The organism is Zavarzinella formosa DSM 19928 (assembly GCF_000255705.1).
In the GTDB taxonomy this organism is placed as follows: Bacteria; Planctomycetota; Planctomycetia; order Gemmatales; family Gemmataceae; genus Zavarzinella; species Zavarzinella formosa.
In genome coordinates, this window is record NZ_JH636443.1 from 1 (window position 1) to 19,824 (window position 19,824).

General features: G+C 58.3%; 16 protein-coding genes and 2 tRNA genes. 12 read left to right on the plus strand and 6 right to left on the minus strand.

The annotated features are described in order from the left end of the window. Positions 1–269 precede the first annotated feature (269 nt). Positions 270–342, minus strand: a tRNA-Ala gene (locus tag BGIM_RS0125170). Between the two features lie 33 nt (positions 343–375). Then, positions 376–449, minus strand: a tRNA-Ile gene (locus tag BGIM_RS0125175). A 465-nt stretch (positions 450–914) separates the two neighbouring features. Here BGIM_RS0125175 and BGIM_RS52305 point away from each other — a divergent pair. From BGIM_RS52305 to BGIM_RS0125195, 3 genes are all read left to right on the plus strand, one after another. Further along, positions 915–2,099: a class I SAM-dependent methyltransferase gene (locus BGIM_RS52305; protein ID WP_020472483.1), complete on the plus strand. Its 1,185-nt coding sequence runs from the start codon at positions 915–917 to the stop codon at positions 2,097–2,099. A gap of 113 nt (positions 2,100–2,212) precedes the next feature. After that, positions 2,213–3,736, plus strand: a complete 1,524-nt coding sequence (locus BGIM_RS0125190) for a HEAT repeat domain-containing protein (protein WP_020472484.1) — start codon at positions 2,213–2,215, stop codon at positions 3,734–3,736. 58 nt (positions 3,737–3,794) lie between these two features. Further along, complete coding sequence (locus BGIM_RS0125195) at positions 3,795–6,527, plus strand: hypothetical protein (protein ID WP_020472485.1); 2,733 nt, start codon at positions 3,795–3,797, stop codon at positions 6,525–6,527. A gap of 73 nt (positions 6,528–6,600) precedes the next feature. Here the strand turns inward: BGIM_RS0125195 and BGIM_RS0125200 are convergent, their stop codons facing one another. Next, positions 6,601–7,665: a hypothetical protein gene (locus BGIM_RS0125200; RefSeq protein WP_020472486.1), complete on the minus strand. Its 1,065-nt coding sequence runs from the start codon at positions 7,663–7,665 to the stop codon at positions 6,601–6,603. Positions 7,666–7,730: 65 nt separating this feature from the next. On the opposite strand from BGIM_RS0125200, the gene BGIM_RS0125205 reads away from it, so the two are divergent. Then, positions 7,731–8,477 carry an RluA family pseudouridine synthase gene (locus BGIM_RS0125205; RefSeq protein ID WP_238537717.1) on the plus strand — a complete coding sequence of 249 codons (747 nt, stop codon included), beginning with the start codon at positions 7,731–7,733 and terminating at the stop codon, positions 8,475–8,477. Here the strand turns inward: BGIM_RS0125205 and BGIM_RS0125210 are convergent. Both BGIM_RS0125210 and BGIM_RS58230 read right to left on the minus strand, forming a co-directional pair. After that, the gene (locus BGIM_RS0125210; protein WP_029630488.1) at positions 8,470–9,912 is read right to left on the minus strand and encodes a DUF11 domain-containing protein; all 1,443 of its coding nucleotides are present in this window, start codon (positions 9,910–9,912) and stop codon (positions 8,470–8,472) included. The two genes, BGIM_RS0125205 and BGIM_RS0125210, sit on opposite strands and share 8 nt — an antisense overlap. A 131-nt stretch (positions 9,913–10,043) precedes the next feature. Continuing rightward, positions 10,044–11,114, minus strand: coding sequence for a hypothetical protein (locus tag BGIM_RS58230; RefSeq protein ID WP_052639995.1), 1,071 nt, complete (start codon positions 11,112–11,114; stop codon positions 10,044–10,046). 484 nt (positions 11,115–11,598) lie between these two features. Here BGIM_RS58230 and BGIM_RS0125220 point away from each other — a divergent pair, with 484 nt between their 5' ends. The 6 genes from BGIM_RS0125220 to BGIM_RS0125250 all read left to right on the plus strand — a co-directional run bounded on the left by BGIM_RS0125220 (position 11,599) and on the right by BGIM_RS0125250 (position 17,128). Next, entirely contained in the window at positions 11,599–12,036 is a 438-nt protein-coding gene (locus tag BGIM_RS0125220) for a response regulator (protein ID WP_020472488.1), read from the plus strand. Next, the gene (locus tag BGIM_RS0125225) at positions 12,033–12,320 is read left to right on the plus strand and encodes a co-chaperone GroES (protein ID WP_020472489.1); all 288 of its coding nucleotides are present in this window, start codon (positions 12,033–12,035) and stop codon (positions 12,318–12,320) included. Before BGIM_RS0125220 ends, BGIM_RS0125225 begins: the two co-directional genes overlap by 4 nt. Before the next feature lie 96 nt (positions 12,321–12,416). Next, a complete protein-coding gene (locus BGIM_RS66550; RefSeq protein WP_202947309.1) occupies positions 12,417–12,761 on the plus strand; it encodes a hypothetical protein in 345 nt (114 codons plus the stop codon). Continuing rightward, positions 12,758–13,174: a hypothetical protein gene (locus tag BGIM_RS0125235; protein ID WP_020472491.1), complete on the plus strand. Its 417-nt coding sequence runs from the start codon at positions 12,758–12,760 to the stop codon at positions 13,172–13,174. The genes BGIM_RS66550 and BGIM_RS0125235 overlap by 4 nt, the downstream gene beginning before the upstream one ends. Positions 13,175–13,584: 410 nt before the next feature. Then, complete coding sequence (locus tag BGIM_RS0125245) at positions 13,585–15,504, plus strand: CARDB domain-containing protein (protein ID WP_020472492.1); 1,920 nt, start codon at positions 13,585–13,587, stop codon at positions 15,502–15,504. 247 nt (positions 15,505–15,751) lie between these two features. Further along, positions 15,752–17,128: a hypothetical protein gene (locus BGIM_RS0125250; RefSeq protein ID WP_020472493.1), complete on the plus strand. Its 1,377-nt coding sequence runs from the start codon at positions 15,752–15,754 to the stop codon at positions 17,126–17,128. A gap of 115 nt (positions 17,129–17,243) precedes the next feature. Here the strand turns inward: BGIM_RS0125250 and BGIM_RS63285 are convergent, their stop codons facing one another. Continuing rightward, the gene (locus BGIM_RS63285) at positions 17,244–17,402 is read right to left on the minus strand and encodes a hypothetical protein (protein WP_157369413.1); all 159 of its coding nucleotides are present in this window, start codon (positions 17,400–17,402) and stop codon (positions 17,244–17,246) included. 41 nt (positions 17,403–17,443) lie between these two features. On the opposite strand from BGIM_RS63285, the gene BGIM_RS0125265 reads away from it, so the two are divergent. Both BGIM_RS0125265 and BGIM_RS0125270 read left to right on the plus strand, forming a co-directional pair. Further along, positions 17,444–18,175, plus strand: a complete 732-nt coding sequence (locus tag BGIM_RS0125265; RefSeq protein ID WP_020472494.1) for a DUF4058 family protein — start codon at positions 17,444–17,446, stop codon at positions 18,173–18,175. A gap of 151 nt (positions 18,176–18,326) precedes the next feature. Continuing rightward, a complete protein-coding gene (locus tag BGIM_RS0125270; protein WP_157369414.1) occupies positions 18,327–19,442 on the plus strand; it encodes a lysylphosphatidylglycerol synthase transmembrane domain-containing protein in 1,116 nt (371 codons plus the stop codon). Positions 19,443–19,824 lie beyond the last annotated feature (382 nt).

The following is a 19,824-nucleotide window of genomic DNA, read 5'->3' on the forward strand; positions in this document are numbered from 1 at the left end:
GGATGCAACTTATACCCATACCGAATTGTCAAAGATCGCCGGTCGTCTTTCGACTCTTTTACCGGCTCGCCAAGGCATTTCTACCTTGGTGTTGCCGAGCGTTTCAGCCCGGCTTTTCATCGGCAGAGATTTGACATAAGTGTTTATCACACTTACATTTACATCTCCGCGAGGAATACTTTACGACTCATCCCTTTTGGTGTCAACAGGGTGGTGAGATTTTATTTTCACCACACCTTCGCGTCAGCTTCACCATTTCAACCAACGGATGGAGATGAGGGGGATCGAACCCCTGACATCTAGCTTGCAAAGCTAGCGCTCTCCCAGCTGAGCTACATCCCCAAGGATGAGTCGATTAATTGTTTCAAAGATCAGTGCGCGTACCTGGATTCGAACCAGGGACCTCAGCTTTATCAGAGCTGCGCTCTAGCCAACTGAGCTATACGCGCGACACAAGACCAATTCGACCACCAATCACTTGACTCCGAGTTTCTTTCATCAACCACCATCAAACAAAAAAGCCAAACCGTTGTCGGCTTGGCTCCTCGCGACGGTGATGGTCGGGAAGAGCTACCTCGTAATTTGAATCATGTGATCGAAAATCATTCAACGTCTCGCTGATTGATCGTCATTATTGACGATGTCACCATTGATGTCGCACACAGACCCTGTGGCTGATGGAGAATGCTATCGGCGTGAGGTTCGCGCGACAAGATTTTTTCATCCGCTTTTTTCTTGCAATCGTCAGACGGGTTGATCTCATCAATTCGGTTCTCGTTGTTGAACAAGGACTTATGTTCCCCGGTGACCCGGTCAAAAAATCTTCCGCAATCCGACCAAAAGCGCCGGGCCATTGGCATCAGCGGGTTCGCTATCATGCCTCGACGCCTACACTCTTGCGACCGGAATTAACCATGACCCCGGCGACTTTCGAGCAACTTTTGTCGCCAAAGGGGCAGTCTCTGCTGGCCGAACTCGCCCTCCTTCAACCCAAGGAAGCCGATTTCCTGCGGATTCATCAGCGGTTTGCCAAAGCCCATCCCTCCGACTTGGTGAAAGCGGGATTGGAGACGGTCATGCTCCGACGAAAGGCCGGCGGCAAATTTTCCCGTGCGGAATCCATGTACTTCACCCGAGAGGGGTTGGAGCAATCGTCAGGCGAAGCGATTTCCCGTCATCGTGCGAAGCGATTTGGCAATGGTGAATTGGTGGCCGATCTCTGTTGCGGGCTTGGCGGCGATCTGATCGGGCTTGCGGAATCGCACCAAGTGATCGGCGTCGATCTTGATGAACTTCGCCTGGCGATGGCCCGCGAAAACCTGCGGGCTTATGAACGGCTCCATGCCGCCGAGCTGATCCGGCATGATGTGGCCGAGTTTCGAGATCCCAACATCCGCGGAGTTTTCTTCGATCCCGACCGGCGGGCCGATGGCGAACGGCATGTCTCTCTGGCCAAGTATCAGCCGCCAATTGCCCGTGTTTTGCAGGGATTTTCGACTGGTTTTTCGGTTGGCATCAAGATCGCGCCTGGCGTGCCGCATTCGGAAATCGAGGCGTTTGACGCGGAGGCAGAGTTCATCTCCGTGGCCGGGGAACTCAAGGAATGTGTCCTTTGGTTTGGGCCGTTGAAGACACTTCGCCGACGGGCCACCATGCTTCCTTCGGGGCATGCGATGGCGGCCGACAACCCAAATCCCCAACGGGAACCGGTCCCGCCACAGGGGTTCCTTTACGATCCCGACCCGGCGATCATCCGGGCCGGGTTGGTCACCAACCTTGCGGACGAAATCGGGGCCAGCCCGATCCATCCGGGGATCGCTTATCTCACCACCCGCGAACACCGCCCGACGCCTTGGGCGTGCGCCTATGCCATTGATGAAGTCATCCCCTTCCACGCCAAGAACTTGGGACTGGCGCTCAAACGCCGAAATGTTGGCCCGGTGACGATCACCAAACGCGGGTCGGCCGTCAATGTGGATGAGCTTCGTCGGCTTTGGAAACTCACCGGCAGCGAATCGCGGACGGTGATCCTCACGCGCGGCCCGGATGACCGGCCGTTGGGAATCATCGCCCGGAACGTCTTTCAGGCGTTGATTTGACGCTGTTCAAAACGGGTAACCGTTATGATTCCGTGAAACTATGTCGTTGACCATCGGGACATTGGACGGTTACGATATCATTCGACATCTCACATCACCATTCGGGTGAACACATGCGATTCATCAGTCTTCGGTTGCTGACAATGGGATTTGCCCTGGCCATGACGGGCTTGGCCCCGGCGGCCGAGTCGTTCGATGTGGTTGTGCGGCAACTGGCCCATCCCAGGTATGCGGAACGTGAAAAAGCCGCCCGGCAATTGATCGAGTTGGGTGAGCGCGCCCTCCCCTCTCTGCGGGCCGTGCTGAATTCGGATGACGAGGAAACACGGCAGCGGGCCGAGGCAATCATCGCCAAGATTGAGTTGGCCGCCCGTTCGCAGAAACTCCTCGCCGCCACCAAACTCCGAATTCAATTCAAGGACAAGCCGCTTTCGCAAACACTCGTCGATGTGAACAAGCTCGCCAAGTTAAATCTTGCGTTTTCGGACAAGCCCGGCGTGGACATGAACAAGAAGATCACGCTGGACACGGGGGATTTGCCGTATTGGGAAGCCATCGAAGCCTACCTGAAGGCAACCGGGTTGGGCGAGGATTTTACATCCTCGGCTTCGCCGAGAGCCATCGAGGAACGAGAAGGCCTCATCCGTCGCCGGCAGGTCATCATCAACGGGCCGGGCAACATCGTGATGGAGTCAAGCTCGGGAATACCTGTCATCAACAATCCTCGACTGGCTCAAGCATCACAACCGTTGCCAAGTTTCAGCGGGCATGCCATCCGAGTGAAGGCCGTTCCGGCAACGCATCCGGGCAACAAACCGGACCCGGCCACGGGTGATGTCAAGATTCAACTGCAAGTGGACGCCCAACCCGGCCTGGCGATCAATGAAATCGTCGGCATCGACATTCGCAAGGCGAAGGCTGTCGACGGACGCACGCTGGAGATCACCCGGACCACCCACGGGTCGGGCGTTGATCCCCAAAATGAACTAATGATTGCCGGCGGCATCGCCGTTCCGCAACAAAGAATGATGATCGATGACGGCCCGGTGACCGTGCCAAACGCCTCGGCGGGGTTGGCGCCGGTCACCATCAAATCAGGCGGCTTGAAGATCCGGGAACTGGAGGAACTTTCCGGCATCCTGACGGCCCGAGTCGTCGCCCCGAAGGACACGCTCTTTTCGATTGATCGCGTGAAGGAAGTCAGTGATCGGCAGTTCACCGCCGGAGAGGGATTGCGGATTAGCTTCAAGGGAGCCACCACCCGATTGACCAGCAAGGCCGTCGTCCGGCTGACGATGGAGTTGGATTCGACGACGCAAAACTTCCTGAACTTTCAAGTCCCTTTCAAGGGGCGCAACCGGCCGTTTCTGCGGATTCAGCGGGGTGCATATGCCACCTCGCCGGGAGGCGAGGTGCCGGATTTCTACCTGATGATGCCGAGCGGCGAACTTCAAAAGGCCGAATCCGTGATGGCGACGAACATTGAAGCCACCGAAGATTCGACCCGGTACGAGTTGGAAATCATCTTTGACAAGCCAGAGAAGTGGGAAGGCGTCGGCCTCACCGCGAAGGGACGCCGAGTCGTCTCCGTGGAGATGCCGTTCACCCTCAAGGGTGTGCCAATGCCGGATAAGTAACATGACGCGAGAAGATGGTTGATCCTCCGTCTTCTCCAAGTTTTTGATTATCACCCTCATGCACCCTTCGATTCGCCCTTTTGCGGAATACTTCTCCCTGCCGGATGGCTTCGGTCCCGCCGGTGGCTTGTTGTGGACGAAATACGGCGAGGGGTTGGAAGAAAGCAACGGCCAGACTTTCATTTTCACCAAGCAACTCGCGGACTTTATCGAGGGTTTTGCCTCCGTCGCCCCGGTGTTGCATTTCGGACACATGATCGAATGCTGGCACATGCTGGGGTTAAATCCTCCGACACACATCCCGGAACGGGAACGCTTTCGTCAATTGGCCATTGCCTTTCGGCAACAAAACTCACCGGCCCGGAATGCGGGCGTCTTTTTCGGCAAGCATTGTGGTTACAAAATTCGCCAGGCAATTAATCTTCCCCCCGGACGAGGCCAGGGGCTCGCTCATTTCCTGCTGCATTCCAACGATGTCGGGTTGCTCCATCCGAAGGGTCCGGGCAATCCGGAAACTCCCGCCCAACCGGCGTCGGGGGTGTGGCATCGAATGGCCTTGGTTTTCAACTCGCTGACGGACGACGAAATCCGGCACGCTTTCCGGCATGGCTCCCCGCCGACAGAAGCCCCGGTCGAGCAGATCGTCGAGGTCGTGGAACTCAAGCCGCCGGGTCTGTTGGAGTTTCTGGATGAAGCGGTGAAGGATCGCGCCCGGTTACGGGGAAGCGTGCCAATGGTCCGGCAACTGGTGGCGGCGTTATCGCTGCCGCCGCGCCGGCAACAATCCCAAAAACTCCCCGTCGGCGGCTATGCGGACGTGACCAATCGCGGCCGCCCGGATCGGCTGTTGCCCAGCCAATTCGCCCTGGACCCGGATGATTTTGTGCGGCGATTTGCCGAGCAAGAGTTGCTGTACTTCCGCAAGGAAGACCCGCACGAACGGGAGCGGGAAACTCTCTCGCTTGTGCTCGATCAGGGAGTGCGAACGTGGGGAGTCGTGCGGCAAATGCTCGCGGCCTCTCTGCTGGCCTTTGGAAAAATGTCCGACAAACGACAGATGCCGCTGCATGTGCGCTTCACGTCGGCGCCCGGCGAACGCTTCGCCCCGCCGGAGGGGGATGTTATCCGCTTCGGGAACTTGCTGGAGGCCAGCGATCTCACGCCCCATCCGGGGGTCGCGCTGGCCGAAGAGATCAGGCTGGCGGAGGTTCCCGCCCGCGACATCGTTTTGCTGACGCACCCGGCAACGCTAACCGAACCCATCCTGCTGCAATTGCCGAAAACTCTGCCCCCAAATCACCGGCTTTTTGCCCTCACCATCACCGAAGACGCCGACGTGGAACTGGCCGAAGTACGCCCTGGCGGAGTGGTCGCCATCAAGCGACTGCGGTTGCAATTCCCGGCGCCCGATCCTGAAAAGACAATCCCGCCCCTGCCGAAAACGACCGCCAAAGAGCCTTGGACTGGCGACGGGGAACCAATCCCCTATCCGTTCCGAATCGGGCCAATTCATGGCATCGAAAACTTGAGTTTCGATTCCTCGGGCGAGTACCTCCTGCTGGTCGCGAAGCATGGGTTCGTTTATCTGTTCAACCTCGCCATGAAGGAAGTGGAAATGCTTCCTCGGGGATGCCACTATAGACCGTTCACGGAAAAACTGGCCGTCGTCGGCCTTCAAGATGGCTTCGTGATCGGCGGCCCGTATTCTTCGCACACGTATGTGTTCCATTATCGACTGTCAACCCGGCAGGTCACCAGGCATCGGCTGTTTGCCTCCGACAATCAGCCATTGATGCTGAGTGCTTTTCCGGATCTTGATTGCGTCGTGACGAAACAGCACAAGACTCAAGCGCTCGATGTTGGAAACGGGGCCAAGTATCCGAATCCCGCCAACGAAATGGATTTGATCTCGCGGGCCAAATCCGCCTTCGATCAATTCACGCAGGCCAGGCAGCCGATGACCTCCCTGCCAATCAGCCTTTACGACCCAAACGCCACGATCCAGCCCGGCGTTTGGCTTGTCTATAACCCGGACACTGGCGAACTGGCTTTCCGGCCGAAGCCGGACAAGGGAATCCATCATGAGACGCCTCTGGTCGATGGCAAACCGGCCTATCGCGGCGCCGGTATCCAGCGAGTGTTGGTGGCCGGGGACACGATGGCCGTCGCCAGTTCGATCAAAGGCTACCGCAACCAAGAAAATATCTGGCGGTTGTTCGACATTCAAAGCGGCCGGATCATTAAGGAATTGCCGTTCAAATTCCCGTGGATGGAGCAGGCGGTCTTGTCACATGATGGCTTGCAGTTCGCCTTGAAAACTGAAACAAGCGAAGTGGTCGTTCATCAATTACTTGGAAAAACGGAGACGTTCAAAACGCCCTTGGGGCACTGCCACACCAACGCGAATATTCGCCTTTCTTCGAGAAATCTGGACATCGAGATCGGCAAAGAGATGCACCGGCTGGATTGGTATGGCCCCACCCTTGAGATTTTGCGAATGACCACGGGCAGCCCCGGCCAGCCATCAAATGAACATCAAAATCATGACAGTAGCGGACGTTTTCGCGTCACGAGCAAAGCCGGCGATCTTGAAGCCCGCCTCGATGTGTTTGGCCAAGTCTCGCTGACGAGAAAAAGCTTGCTAGCAATCATTCTGATCTATCAGGGCCATCTCTGTTTCTGGATGCCGGACGGCACACGACACGGCCCCGCCCATCTCACCGGCGGGCCGGAATCGCCAGATGCAAAAGAACGGTTGTGGAAGGCGTTGCGAAGTTCCGAAACAGCATGACATCACGAACAGGAGCCTCATCGTCGATGCGATGAGGCTCCTGTTCGTCGTGATATTGGCCGTTAGTTGATGCTTATCGATCCACCGGCTTGATGGCGGTCCAAGTGATCCGGCCGGTTTTGTTGGGGTCGAAGTTCGGTTCGTTGCTCAACAGGTAAGTGCCGTCCGATCCGGCCCAGGCGTTGCCATAGCCAGAGGGAAGTTGCACGCTCCCGCCTCCGGGGGCGGCGTAGGGTTGCACGCCGCGGATGTAGTCGCTGAAGTTGCCGAACACCCGGTCTTCCGAGGCGTTCTTGGCGGCTCGGGCTTCCCGCATCAGGCCGATGATGTAATCGTTGTTGGCGCTGATTTGCTTGCTGAGTTTCCCGGCGTCTTCGATGCCGAGCCGCATCCGCTTCATGAACAGGGATTTCACATAACCCACCTCGTCGGCCCACTTCGGGTTGAGCCAGCCGGAATGAACGCTGGCGAGCATCGCGGGCGTCACGGCATCCAAATCTTCCTTGGCGGCCCGGATGGCGAACGGCGGGACAACCGGTCCCCAGATGGTGGAAATGTTCCCGCCGCCGATGTCGAACGAACTATAGGAGAGGATCAGATAGATATCCTCATGCACCGTCTGGCGGCCAACGGTGTATTCAATCCGGCTCCGCGTGGCCTTCACGTTGGTCCCGGCAATTTTGGCGAAGAACTTGGCGATTTCCGGCATGTCGTGATGGCCCACCACACGAACATTCAACCCCTTGCGGCTGTCGGGAATGGTGATTTTCTCGATGACTTCCGATGGGGCCATCGGCTTCAGCACCACGCTCCCCATGTAGTTGGTCATCGGTTGCAACGGAAACACGGGCTTCGTGAACCAGACGCAAGCACACCACGGGAGGAATTCAAGCTGGGTGAGGCTGTCCGGGTCGGTGACTTTGCCCTCGAAACAAACCTGATGCCACGCATCGGGATACCACTTCATCCCGCCGTCGAACTTCCAGCCCTTGGGCTTGAGCAGCGTTCCCGCGACCATGTCATTGACCATCGGATCGCGGACGGTCACCTTCTCCATCACCAGCGTCTGGGGAGCAGCCTTCACGGGGGCGGTCAGGGCCGTCGCAAGCAAACCGGCGGCGAGCAATCGGGAGTTCATCGAATCATCTCCAGCATGAGGTTGGTGTCGGCCTTCATGGACTCGTACCGGCAAGTTCGGGATGTGTGACAGAAACATCGGCCCAATATCGGCGGCCGCCTTCCTATAACCTCCACATGATGTCCGAATCTGCTTCAACTATCGACGTCCTTTTTGAAGATCATCACCTGATCGCGGTCCACAAACCGACGGGGGTTCTCACACAGGCGCCGCCGCAGGTGCCGTCGATGGAGGCGATGGTCAAGGAATACATCAAGGTCAAATACGCCAAACCGGCGGGCGTTTATCTCGGCATCCCGCACCGGTTGGACCGGCCCGTCGCCGGGGTGGTGCTGTTTTGCCGGAACACCAAGGCGGCCCAGCGGGTTGCGGAGCAGTTTCAACAGCACACCGTCGAAAAGGTCTATTGGGCTTGGGTGGCCGGGAATTTCCCGGAGGAAGCGGGCGAGTGGCGGGACCATCTCCGCAAAATCGCCGAGACGGCCAAGGCCGGGGTTGTGCCCGCCGGGGAACCGGGGGCGAAGGAAGCCATCACCGGGTTTCGTGTGCTGTGTCGGCGGGAGACGGAAACGCTCTTGGAATTGAAGCCGCGAACCGGCCGGATGCACCAGTTGCGCATCCAATCGGCCAGTCGCGGGTTTCCCATCTTGGGGGACGAACTTTACGGCAGTGACCGGCCATTTGGACCGGCCGCCGAGTTACCCCGTGATCGGTTGATTGCCTTGCTGGCCCGGCGATTGACCATCACCCATCCGTTTCGGGACGAACGACTGACCATCGAAAGCCGGTTGCCGGACGCCTTTGTTATTTGATTTTGGCCTTGAACGAGATCACGCCGAATTCACCGGGCAGCAATTTGCCGTCCAGAACCCATTTCAAGAGCGAAGACCCGGCCTCGTTGCCTTGGTTCGTAAACGTTGACGGGCGGGACGATTTCGCGGAACCCTCCACATACTCCAGCCGGGCGGTCAGGCTGTCGTTGATGATCACGTTGGTCATCACTTCGTTCGTCGGATTCGAGAACCGCAGGTAAAAAGTCACTTCTTGGCCGATACGATCAGCGTTTGCCGGATCAACCGACTTGGCGATCATGAACTGATGGCTGGGCACGGAGGAAATCTCATCCGGCCCCGTGATTTGGGCGGCCACCAGCGTTCCTTGCACATTAGCCAAGCCCTTCGGCGCCCCGGACCACTGATCGAGAATCCCCGGCCCGATTTTCGACTCCATGCCGCTGGCCCGCTGATCGGCTTTGACGGCGCCCACCTGTTCCAAGTTGGCGGCCTGCGTCACAATAGTTCGTCCCCCCAGCCCGGCGACGGGCCGGATGGAGATTCCCTGCTCCGGGTTTTGCACCATATGATGCCCGGCAGTGCCGGTTTCGATCCGGGCGGCGACGAATCGCGGCACGCACAACGACACGCGATTCGACGGGCTGACCTTGCTGCCGCGAGGCGTGGTGTATTGCATGGCCGTGTCCGACGGGTCCAACCCGCGAAGTTTGCCATCCGGGCCGACACCCATGCGGGCACCGGAATCCCCGCCATCGTGCAGACACTCGGCGTCGCATCCCTTCGGCCCGAGGATTGGATCGAACGGCTGCACCAGCGTAAATGCAAACATCGGCGGGATGGGGGGAGTCGGGTTGTTCTGCAAGGCCGGGAAGTAGATCGTCGCGGGAACGTTTTCACGGGCCAGTTCATTTTTGGTGAACGGGCGTTCCCCGAGGCGGACAATCAACATCGGCCGGCCGCGCTCGCGGGCTTCCTTGATCGCCTCCGCTTCCGACTCGGCGAGGAATTCCAACGGTTCATTTGGGTCGCTCGGAACCGGAAGCGCTTTGTCCGGGCTTTCCAAGTAATAGATCTTGGTGATCATTTTCCCTTCGGACACCTTTTGGATGTCTTGCTCGGTGAAGATGATCGGCACCGGATGTTTCACCGGATAGAAACCCGGCCGGTGCGACAGAATCCCGCGAACTTCAATCGAGGGATAAAACGCCACATCCTTGTGATCCGGGATGTTGGAAAGTTGCAGCCGATAGGGATAACCCGGCTTCAGGCCCACCGGGTCCGAAGTCGTGACGGCCTGCGGCGTCGCCGGATGGTAAGTGACATCGGTTCCCTTCGGACCGTTCACCTTCACAAAGAGGAAGGGAGCGGGCGGGTAAACGGGCACCGGCGGGACTCCCACATTGGGGCCGGGTTGGGCCACGGTGAGGGCAAGGGCCAGGAGGCTGATGTTCATGACAACTCCCGCAGGGAACCGGATCAAAACAAAGAAACCCCGGTTTGGCCGACCAATGCGTCACCTCATAAAGCCGGTGAGGCAACGACCGACCGAACCGGGGTGTGTGGAAAGCTTAGAACCTTCTCACGTCAGTTCGGCAATTTGTCCGGCGTGCCGGGCTTCGGGGCCGGGATGGTCGGCATGATCGTCGGGCCGCCACCGGGCATCAACCCCGGAGGAAGACCGCCGGGACCGGGGCCGGGCCGCATCATCGGACCACCCATGCCGCCGGCAAAGGGGTTCGGGGCATCCAAGGCGGGCGTGCCCTTGGCTTCGAGGTCGATGTTGCCCAACCGCACGATCAGCAGGATTTCCCCGCGGCGCCGGGCTTCCTCAATCGGGTTAACGCCGGGTTCGAGCCGCGTGGAGATCACCTCGGCCGGTCCCGCGACCGCCGCGATGTCCTGATACTGCGGATCAGGCAGATAGATCACCTTCACCAAGAAGTTCCCGGCCACCACTTCGGCGAAGTCCTCTTCCGTGAAGGAGAGGGGAACCGAACTGTGGGCCAGATACGTCGCCGTCTTCGGAGAAGCCGGCAGCACTTCCAGCGTCGGATAGAAATCCGTGCCGGGGTTGCCCTTCACGTTCGAGAGCTTCAGCCGGTAGATCCCGCCTTGCGGGAAGTTGTACCGGGCCGGGGTCACCAGGGCGTTGTCGTTCAACCCGCCCGCCCCGTACCAAGAGATGCTCATGTTGGCCGGATCGCTGAACCGCACCGAGGTGCGGGCGTTGATCGGGGCCATCGCCCCGCCGGGCAAGGCGCCGACGGCCGCCACCGCTCCGAACGGCCCCATCGCGGGAACCGGAAGGATGCCGCGACCGGGATAGTAAGCCGGCACGCCGTCGGACCCGGTGGCCACCCAGCCTTCTTGGGCCTTCTTGCCGACGAAGCCCATGTCTTGCGGGCCTCCGGCCGAGGCTTGCATCACGCCGCCCTTGCTACCTTCACGGTAGTCGGCCCGCATGATGTTCCCCATTTCGCTTCCGCTGCCGCGATACGCGACCGGCGCAACCGGTTCGCCATGCGGCCCGACAAGCGTGGGAAGTTCTTGAGGCTTGGTGGCCTTGCCGAACTCATTGGGGACTGGTCTCTTATCGGTTGTCATGCAGCCGCCGAGACCGGCGAGCAACATGAACGCCGCCGCAGTTCGTTTCATGCGTACCTACTCCGGACAATTGCGCCCTGGTTGGTCGCCGACGGGGTTCACACCCACCACCGGCCATAAAATCCCTACCGTTAGCTTAATCTTCGGATCACGACGACCTCGGACTTTGATGAAAACCCGAAAAGACCACACAACCGGCCCATTGGAAGACAGGGATGAGGGATGAGGGATGAGGGATGAAAGGAAAACCAGCCGGTTTTGGTTCTTGGTTTTCCTTTCATCCCTCATCCCTCATCCCTGTCTCAAACGGCTGTCACTCCGGCAGTCGCCTAAATCGGTCTTGCGTCATCTTGGGGGAATTGCCACAATACGGGTTCTGCGTATGTTGTTCAAAAACCACGGGTTAGGATGATCTTCCGGCGGCGGGCGATATTTTGGGCGCGAGATTTGCATTTGGATGTTCTCCAAGGCAGAAACCGCACTCCCACGATGGATGCCTGGCATGAAAGGATCGGCCGGATGAGGCGGGCGTGGCATGACGGAAACTCGACGATACTCGATTTTAATCACTGACGACGACCGGGGGGTCAGGGAAGCCCTTCAGGAAATCGTCGAGAATCAGGGCTTTCGGCCCGTGCTTGCCGCCGATGGCGACGAGGCGCTGGCCATTGTGCAGTCTGAGCCGATCCATCTGGCCCTGCTCGACCTGCAAATGCCCAAATTGTCGGGGTTGGAAACGCTCCAACTCGTCCGTCAGATCAATGCGTTGCTTCCGGCCATTCTGATCACGGCCGATGCCACTCTGGAAGTAATGAGGCGGGCCTTCGAGGCCCACTTCTTCAGCGTGGTGCCCAAGCCGGTGAACGCCAATGTCGTCAAGAACACCGTGGTGCGGGCGTTGATTCGAGTGTACGGCCCTGTTCCCGCGGATGAACCTTTGCAGAAACCTGATTTAGGAGATGTGATTCGATGAAAGTGCTCCCGCTTAACGACAAGATTCTGGTGGAACGGCTCGAAGCCGAAACCAAGACCCTCGGCGGTATCGTGCTGCCGGATTCGGCCCAAGAAAAGCCGAAGCAGGGCAAGGTGCTGGAACTGGGCGAAGGCAAGGCCCTCGACAGCGGCAAGCGCTCGGCCTTCCAAGTGAAGAAGGGGGACACCGTCCTCTTCACCTCCTACGCCGGCAGCGAGATCACCGTCGATGGCAAGGAATACCTCATCATGACCGAAGACGACATTCTGGCCATCGTGAACTGAGTTCTTGATTCTTGTGGAACCACAGCGGACGACCCTCGGATTCATCTCCGTCGGCCGTCCGTTTTGTCTTTTCAGGGAATTCTAAAGCGGCTTTGGGTGAACGGGCTGATTTCACCAAACCAACTTTACCCTGCTCCATCCGGCGAAAAAGCTCCTGTCTTTCCAACCAATCATCAAAATCCAAATCGTAGAATAGACGTGAATCGCTTTGATTCCCAAGTGGATGAAGCCATGACGTTGACAGAAGTATTGCCTGACGTTCGTGCCTTGTCTCGCTTTGACAAGATTCGGCTCATTCAACTATTGGCTCACCAACTAGAACAAGACGAAGACAATCTCATTGAATCAGGCAAGTCCTACCCTGTCTGGTCCCCGGACAAGGCTTTCACGGCGGCGGCGGCTCTCCTGCAAGCGTTGGACGAGGAAAAAAGCCAGTCATGACTCTTCCCGCCCAATCCTTTCATTATGTTCCGCGAGATCCATCTCTCGGAAACGCCAGTTTGGCCCCCATGTTGCCACTGACGCTCATTGGCAGCCAAAAGATAGTGACCAGCGGCTTGGCGGACACTGGTGCTGCGATCAACGTGCTGCCCTATTCCTTGGGGGTGCAGTTGGGTTTTGACTGGGACAAGGAAACTCGCACCATCGAATTGTCCGGGAACTTGGCTGCGGTCGAGGCACGAGTGATCGTCACGTTTGCGGAGATCGGAAGCTTTCCACCAGTGCGATTGGCATGGGGTTGGGCTCGGACAGATGCGGTTTCAGTCATCTTGGGACAGGTCAACTTCTTCTTGGAATTTGATGTTTGCTTCTTTCGTGCCAAAAGCATGTTCGAGGTACGGCCCAAAACCTAGCGAAAGCCGGGCGTTTGGCAATGACCGGCATGATGTTGTCGTATATGCGTTGTTTCGTTCAGCACTGACTGATGAACTCTCTTTTCAAACACAAAAACTTATCAATAATTGCTGATGGGTCTTCCTATTATTCCGAACCTTCCTCTTTTCTCTGGTTGATTTGACCGGCCCCATTTCGCCGATGCCCCACGCCCTCAAACTTCGCAGTCCCCGTTGACGGCTTTGGCTGCTTGGCCGTTGAGAAATCATCAGCATCTCCTCTTGACGGTTGAACCACCTTTCGGGTAGACGCGCCGGACACATGATCTTCCTGGGGAAGGGAGCGTCCGACAACGGAGGCTTCGTTGGCGAGGGGGCTGATTGGGGAATCAGTCTGTCGCATGTCCCGGAACATAAGGGGGAATCGCAGAATGCGAAAACTGTATTTGATCGCGGGGCTGTTGGCGGTCGGTGGCGGCCTCGCCGGTTGGGCCTCGCTGGGAACCGCCCAACCCGCGCCGGTCGTGGCGCCGGGCGATCGCTTCGCCGAAGTGCCGGACATCACGCCGCCACCCGGCTTGTTGGGCAACAAGCCCGCGCCGCCAATGCCGAAGCCGCTCCCAAATGATCCGTTCAAAGACGAGTTGACGCCGCCGGTCAAGGTGAGCGATCCCGTCCCGGACATCAAGGTTCCCAAAGCCCCGGCCGAACCGCCGGTGCGCGTGCTGGAACCCCTCGGCCCGACGGACCTCAAGCTGCCGGACATGAAATTGCCGGACATGAAGGCACCGGACACCAAGGCCCCTCCGGTGAAGATGCTGCCGGACACCGCCAAGCCGCCGGTCATCAAAGAACCCATCACGACGGACATCAAGCCGCCCGTCGTTAAGGATACCTTCGGTTCTGACATCAAGCCGACGGCGGCCGTCAAGGAAGAAACCCCGCTCAACATCAGCGGCACCGGGAACATCTCCAATCAACCGTCGATGTCCAAGCAAGAACCGTCCGTCAGCCTGGAATGGCTCGGGCCGACGGCGCTGAAGGTCGGCACCCCGGCCGAGTACACGCTGATGGTGCGGAACACCTGCGCCATTCCCGTTCAGAAGGTCGTGGTTCAGGTTCGCGTGCCTTCCACGGTCAAGATCGGCTCCACCGAACCCAAGGCCGACGGGGCCGAGGGCGTGCTGCTGTGGGAAATGGGCACCCTGCTTTCCCGGCAGGAAAAGCAACTGAAAATCCGGATGGTGCCGCCGGGCAAGGGCGACATCAACTGTCAGGCTTGGGTGACGTTCACCGGCTCGGCCGCGATGCGTATCCAAGTCCGCGAACCCAAGCTGCTCATCAAGGCCCAAGCCCCGGAAAAGGTGCTCGTGGGCGACGCGGCCAACGTGGTCCTGACCGTGAGCAATCCCGGTGACTTCCAGGCGGAAACCGTCAAGGTGGCCGTCTCCCTCGGCGAAGGTCTCGAAAGCGCCCGTGGCAACAAAGCCTCGTTCGACATCGGCATCCTCGGCGCCGGTGAAACCCGCACGGTGACCATCCCATGCGTGGCCAAAGTCTCCGGCGCCCAAAAGTGCGAAGCCTATGTGGAAGGCGACGCCGGCCTGAAGGCCCTCGACTCCGTGAACCTGAGCATCATCCAGCCCCGCCTCGACTTGGAAGCGACCGGGCCGAAGCTCCGCTATCTGGATCGCAAGGCGACTTATGCCTTCAAAGTGACGAACCCCGGCGACGCCCCGGCAGTCAATGTCGTGGTCACGGAAATGATCCCGGCCGGCTTCAAGTTCATCTCGGCCGACAACGGCGGCCAGCACGACTTCGCCACCCGAACCGTGAAGTGGTTCGTCGGCGAAATCCCGGCTGGCCAGACCAAGGAAGTGAAGACCGACCTGATGGCGGTCGGCACCGGCGACTTCAACCACAAGGTGATGGCCTCGGCCGCCCGCGGCATCAAGACCGAAAAGGACATCACGACCAAGGTCGAAGGTTTGTCGGCCATGCTGATGGAAGTGCTCGACACGGAAGACCCCGTGGAAGTGAAGGCGGACACCGCCTACGAAATCCGCATCACCAACACCGGCTCGAAGTTCGAGAACGACGTGAAGCTCGTTTGCACGATTCCGCCGCAAATGAAGTTCAAGGACGCCCAAGGCCCGGTGAAGTATGAAATCATCGGCAACGAGGTGGTGTTCCAGACCCTGCCGAAGCTGGCCCCGCGTGCCGACGCCTCGTTCAAGGTGATCGTCACCGCCGTCGCCAAGGGCGACGCCCGCTTCAAGGCCACCCTGACCTCTGGCGGTCTGACCGAACCGGTCACCAAGCAAGAATCGACCCGCGTGTACGAAGACTGATTTTCAGCCTTCCGTTCCACACGGACGTCAGCCAAGAGGCCGGTTCACCTTTGGGTGAACCGGCCTCTTGGCGTTTGACGCGGCATCATCAAACAAGTCGAACTATCACGCCAGTCCGGCTTATGCTAAATTTAACCATCTCGAACCGCCGCGCCATGCCTCTCCCGCACGGATGATCGGTCAAGTTCTGACAACTCCCGATGTCCGGCTCCGAGCCGGCTTCTCAACTCATTGAAAGGTGTGCCCCATGCGTCTGCTGTTCGCCAGTCTTGCCATCGCGTTTGGCGCGGGTATCCCGCTGCACGCCGCCGAGGAGGCCCACCTCATCAAGATCAAGGCGAATCCCTCGCCGGGGATGACCGTTGATGTCGAGGAGAAAGAAAAGGACATCGGCGGGGGCATCCGTGTCACCCTGGCGGATGAAACGGTGCGGGAAATCAAAACGACCTCGGCCGAGGCGGCTTATCGCAAGACAGTTCTGGAAGCCGACAAGGACGGAACTCCGACCAAATACCTCAAGTATTACACGACCAAACGAAAGACCGAGGACGGAAAGCCGGTGATCGCCGGATACGAAAAACGCACCGCTCTTTACGAGAGGAAAGACGGCAAGTTTCGAGTGGGTATCTCCGGATCGGGCGCCCTTCGCAACAGCGACTCGGACAAACTTCTGGACAATCCCGGCCAGCCGGATGAGACAACCACCATCCTGACACAGCTCAACAGCCGCACCTTCCGCATCGGCGAAACACAGGATCTCCCCCCGGAACCATTTGGAAAAGTGACCAACGCCGTTCGCTATGACACCAGCAAGGCCAAGCTCTCGGCCAAGCTAATCGAAGTGTCCCTGGCGGACAAATCCAAGATCGGCGTGTTTGAGATCAAAGGCGCGTTTCCGGTTCTGGGCCTTGGCAAAAGCGCGCTGTTCGACCAACCCGTCAAACTTGAGTTCACCAACCGCCTCCGCGTCGCCATTGATGGTTCCTCGACGGAATACGAGGAGAAAATGAAATTGAGTGTCACCGGGAAGACAGAGGGGACTCAGGGAGATCAGAAACTCAAGTTCGACTTTGGAATCTCGGTCGAACAAAAAGGAACCCGCACGGCGGAACGGGATGAATCAAAATTTCGGGAGATTCCCAAGGTCACGTGGCTCGGCGAAGTGGTCTGGGCGGAATTCAAACCCGCCAGCGGCAGTTTTCAGGCCAAGTTCCCCGGCTTGCCGGACGAGCGAAAAATCCCCGCCGGCAAGAGTATGCGAACGGTCGTCTGGATGGCGGCCACGGATAATCAGAAAGTTTCCTACGGCGTCATCCGCGCGGAAATCATGGAAGGCAAGCAGTTCCTCGACCCCAAGAATGTCTTGGAGGATTTCCGGGCAAGGGCGCCGGAGGGATCGACCATCAAAGACATCAAGGAAGCCGGAGTGCCGGGGATTGAAATCACCGGCGAGGTCACCAACAAAAAGCTCGTCATGATCCGGCATGAAAAGATCTTCTGCACCCCCTTCGGCGTCATGTGGCAGGTGATGACCGTCGCGGAAAAACCGCTGGCCGCCAAGGTGGAGACGAAGCAGTTTTTTGACAGTTTCAAGATCCTTGAGAAAACCATCAAGGATGATTAACGCGGCCGACGGTCGGGATCACTTCCCGCCCAAACCGGTCGCCCGCACGACTTCACCCACAAAGACGGATGGCCGATGTTCAGACGGGCGGCTTCTTCCTCGCTCATCCCGGCGGTCACAAATACCCCGAGCCAACAGCGGCCACCCCGGCGGCCGTGAGGAATATCGACACACTGTTTCCGCCAAGACGAACTTGCTGGATGCCCAGTTCGCCTTGGGTTGGCATCCGGCAAAACATATGGCGAATGGTCCGCCGGAAGGTTATGTCGCTCATCCAAGAACTGGTAAAATGGTCGTGACCCACGGAGGTATCCCATGCCAATGCACGACTGGACCCGTGTCGAAGCGGGTATTTATCACGATTTTCATCATGCATGGATTTTCGAGATCAAGCGTTCCCTGAACAACGGCTTGCTCCCGGAAGATTATTACGCCTTGGCCGAACAACATGCGGCGGGATTTGGTCCCGATGTGCTCACTCTTCAGGATGTTGATCCCCTCGCAAGCGCCTCGTCAGGAGGTGTGATTGCCGCGCCAAAACCCATAACCTCGCATTATGCTGAAACCGCGACCGCTTTTTACCGACGGAAGAAAAGTTCGGTCGTCGTCCGGCATGTCAGCGGCGACCGGATCGTCGCCATGATCGAAGTGATCTCGCCCGGCAACAAAAGCACTCAAAATGCCCTGAACGCCCTCGTGACCAAGGCGGGTGAACTGCTCGAACACCAGATTCACCTGCTGTTGCTCGATCCGTTTCCCCCCGGTCGCCGCGATCCAAATGGCATTCACGCCGTTATCTGGTCGATGGTGGACGACAAACCATTCGCCCTCCCTGCGGACAAACCGCTGACATTGGTGTCCTACGAATGCGACGACATTACCCGGGCGTACATTGAAACAATTGCTGTTGGCGACCCTCTGCCCGAGATGCCGCTATATCTCGAACCACACGGTTACGTCTCCATCCCGCTGGAGGCGACCTATCAATCCGCCTGGGACACCGTGCCGCTCCGATGGCAACGGGTGATCGCTTCCGGCACGGAATAGCCCGCCTCCGGTTTCGCATGATTTTTTGTTCCGAATGCAAAGCTTCAAATTCCGCCGGTGACGTGTTACGAGTTCCAGTCAAGGAAACTGTGTCCTTGACTGGAAATTCGTACAATGGTCTTGCCCCATCGGTCCCGCATTGGATGCGCGCGTGAAATCGTCTCTGTTGAAGAATCTCTTCTTGTATGTGATCGGCTTCGGCCTGCTGGCGCTCGTCATCCAACAAAATTGGGCTTCAAAGCCCGGCAAAACCACACATAACGAAAAGGCCCTGACCCTGTTGGCCGGAAGCCTGGCCGACTCTCATATTCAACTCGACAAATCCACCCCCGGCATCGGTGAACTGCTCTCTCGACCCGTCAATGTGTGGTACTTGCTGGCGGCCGCCACTTTGTGGTCGGTGGCATCGCTCATCACGTTTTACCGCTGGTATGTCCTTGTGCGTGCGCAGGATCTGCCGTTCACTGTTCGGAACGCCATCCGCCTCGGGCTGGTCGGTTCTTTTTTCAATGCGTTTCTTCCGGGCGCTGTCGGGGGGGACATCCTCAAGGCCGTTTTTCTGGCTCGTGAACAATCGCGGCGCACCGTGGCCGTCGCCACCATCGTCGTGGATCGCGTGCTTGGCCTGTGGGCGCTCGGATGGCTGGTGGCCGTGAGCGGCGGCCTCTTTTGGCTGACGGGAAATGATACCCTTTTGAACAACGAATCCTTGAAGACCATCGTGCGGGTCATCGCCTTGATTGTGATCGTCTCCGGGTCAATATTCGTTCTGATGGGTATGTTTTCCGAGGAACGGAGCACACGCATCGCCAACAGGCTGGAGAGAATTTCCAAAGTCGGGGGATCGCTCGCGGAACTTTGGCGGGCGGGGGTGATGTACCGCCAGAAACTGCGTGCTCTGGGCTTCGCGTTCTGCCTCACCATTGTGGGACATCTGGGATGGGTGTTCATCTTTTACCTATGCGTTTCGGCCTTCCCGGACGTGAAGGTCGCCCCTTTTAGTGAACACCTTCTGGTCGTCCCCGTGGGAATGACCGCCCAAGCTCTCTTCCCCATGCCTGGCGGCGTGGGCGGCGGCGAGGCCGCCTACGGCTGGCTGTACACCCTCTTGGGCGTGCCAGCCACCGGGGGCATCCTCGGATGCTTGGTGCAACGCATCATCGCTTGGGGCATCGGCCTCATTGGCTATCTGATGTACACACGAATGAAAAAAGAAATCCCGTCGGGAGAATTGGAAACAGAGTCTGTCGTCGCCACGGCAGCGTGAAGATTCTCATATCTGAAGTTGATGAGGGCACAAGCTCCGGTCATACGGCCAGAGTCTTGCCAGCTTTCGAGATTAGGGATGGAGACTCGTGACATTCCGCATCAAGGTCGAGACGAGAATCACGTTTCTGTGGTGAATTGAAACACCAATGGGGAAACGAAAAAAAGCCCGGTCGTCTTTCGACGACCGGGCTTCATATCTTGAGCCTGGAGATTAATGAGTTTTTGTGAGGCGGGCACATGTGATCTGTCCGGACTTCTGGCGAGAGTCTTTCGACTCTCATCCGGCGATCAGTGGTGTCAACAATCCTTAGAAAGGAGGTGATCCAACCGCAGGTTCCCCTACGGTTACCTTGTTACGACTTAGTCCCAATCAAGGGTTT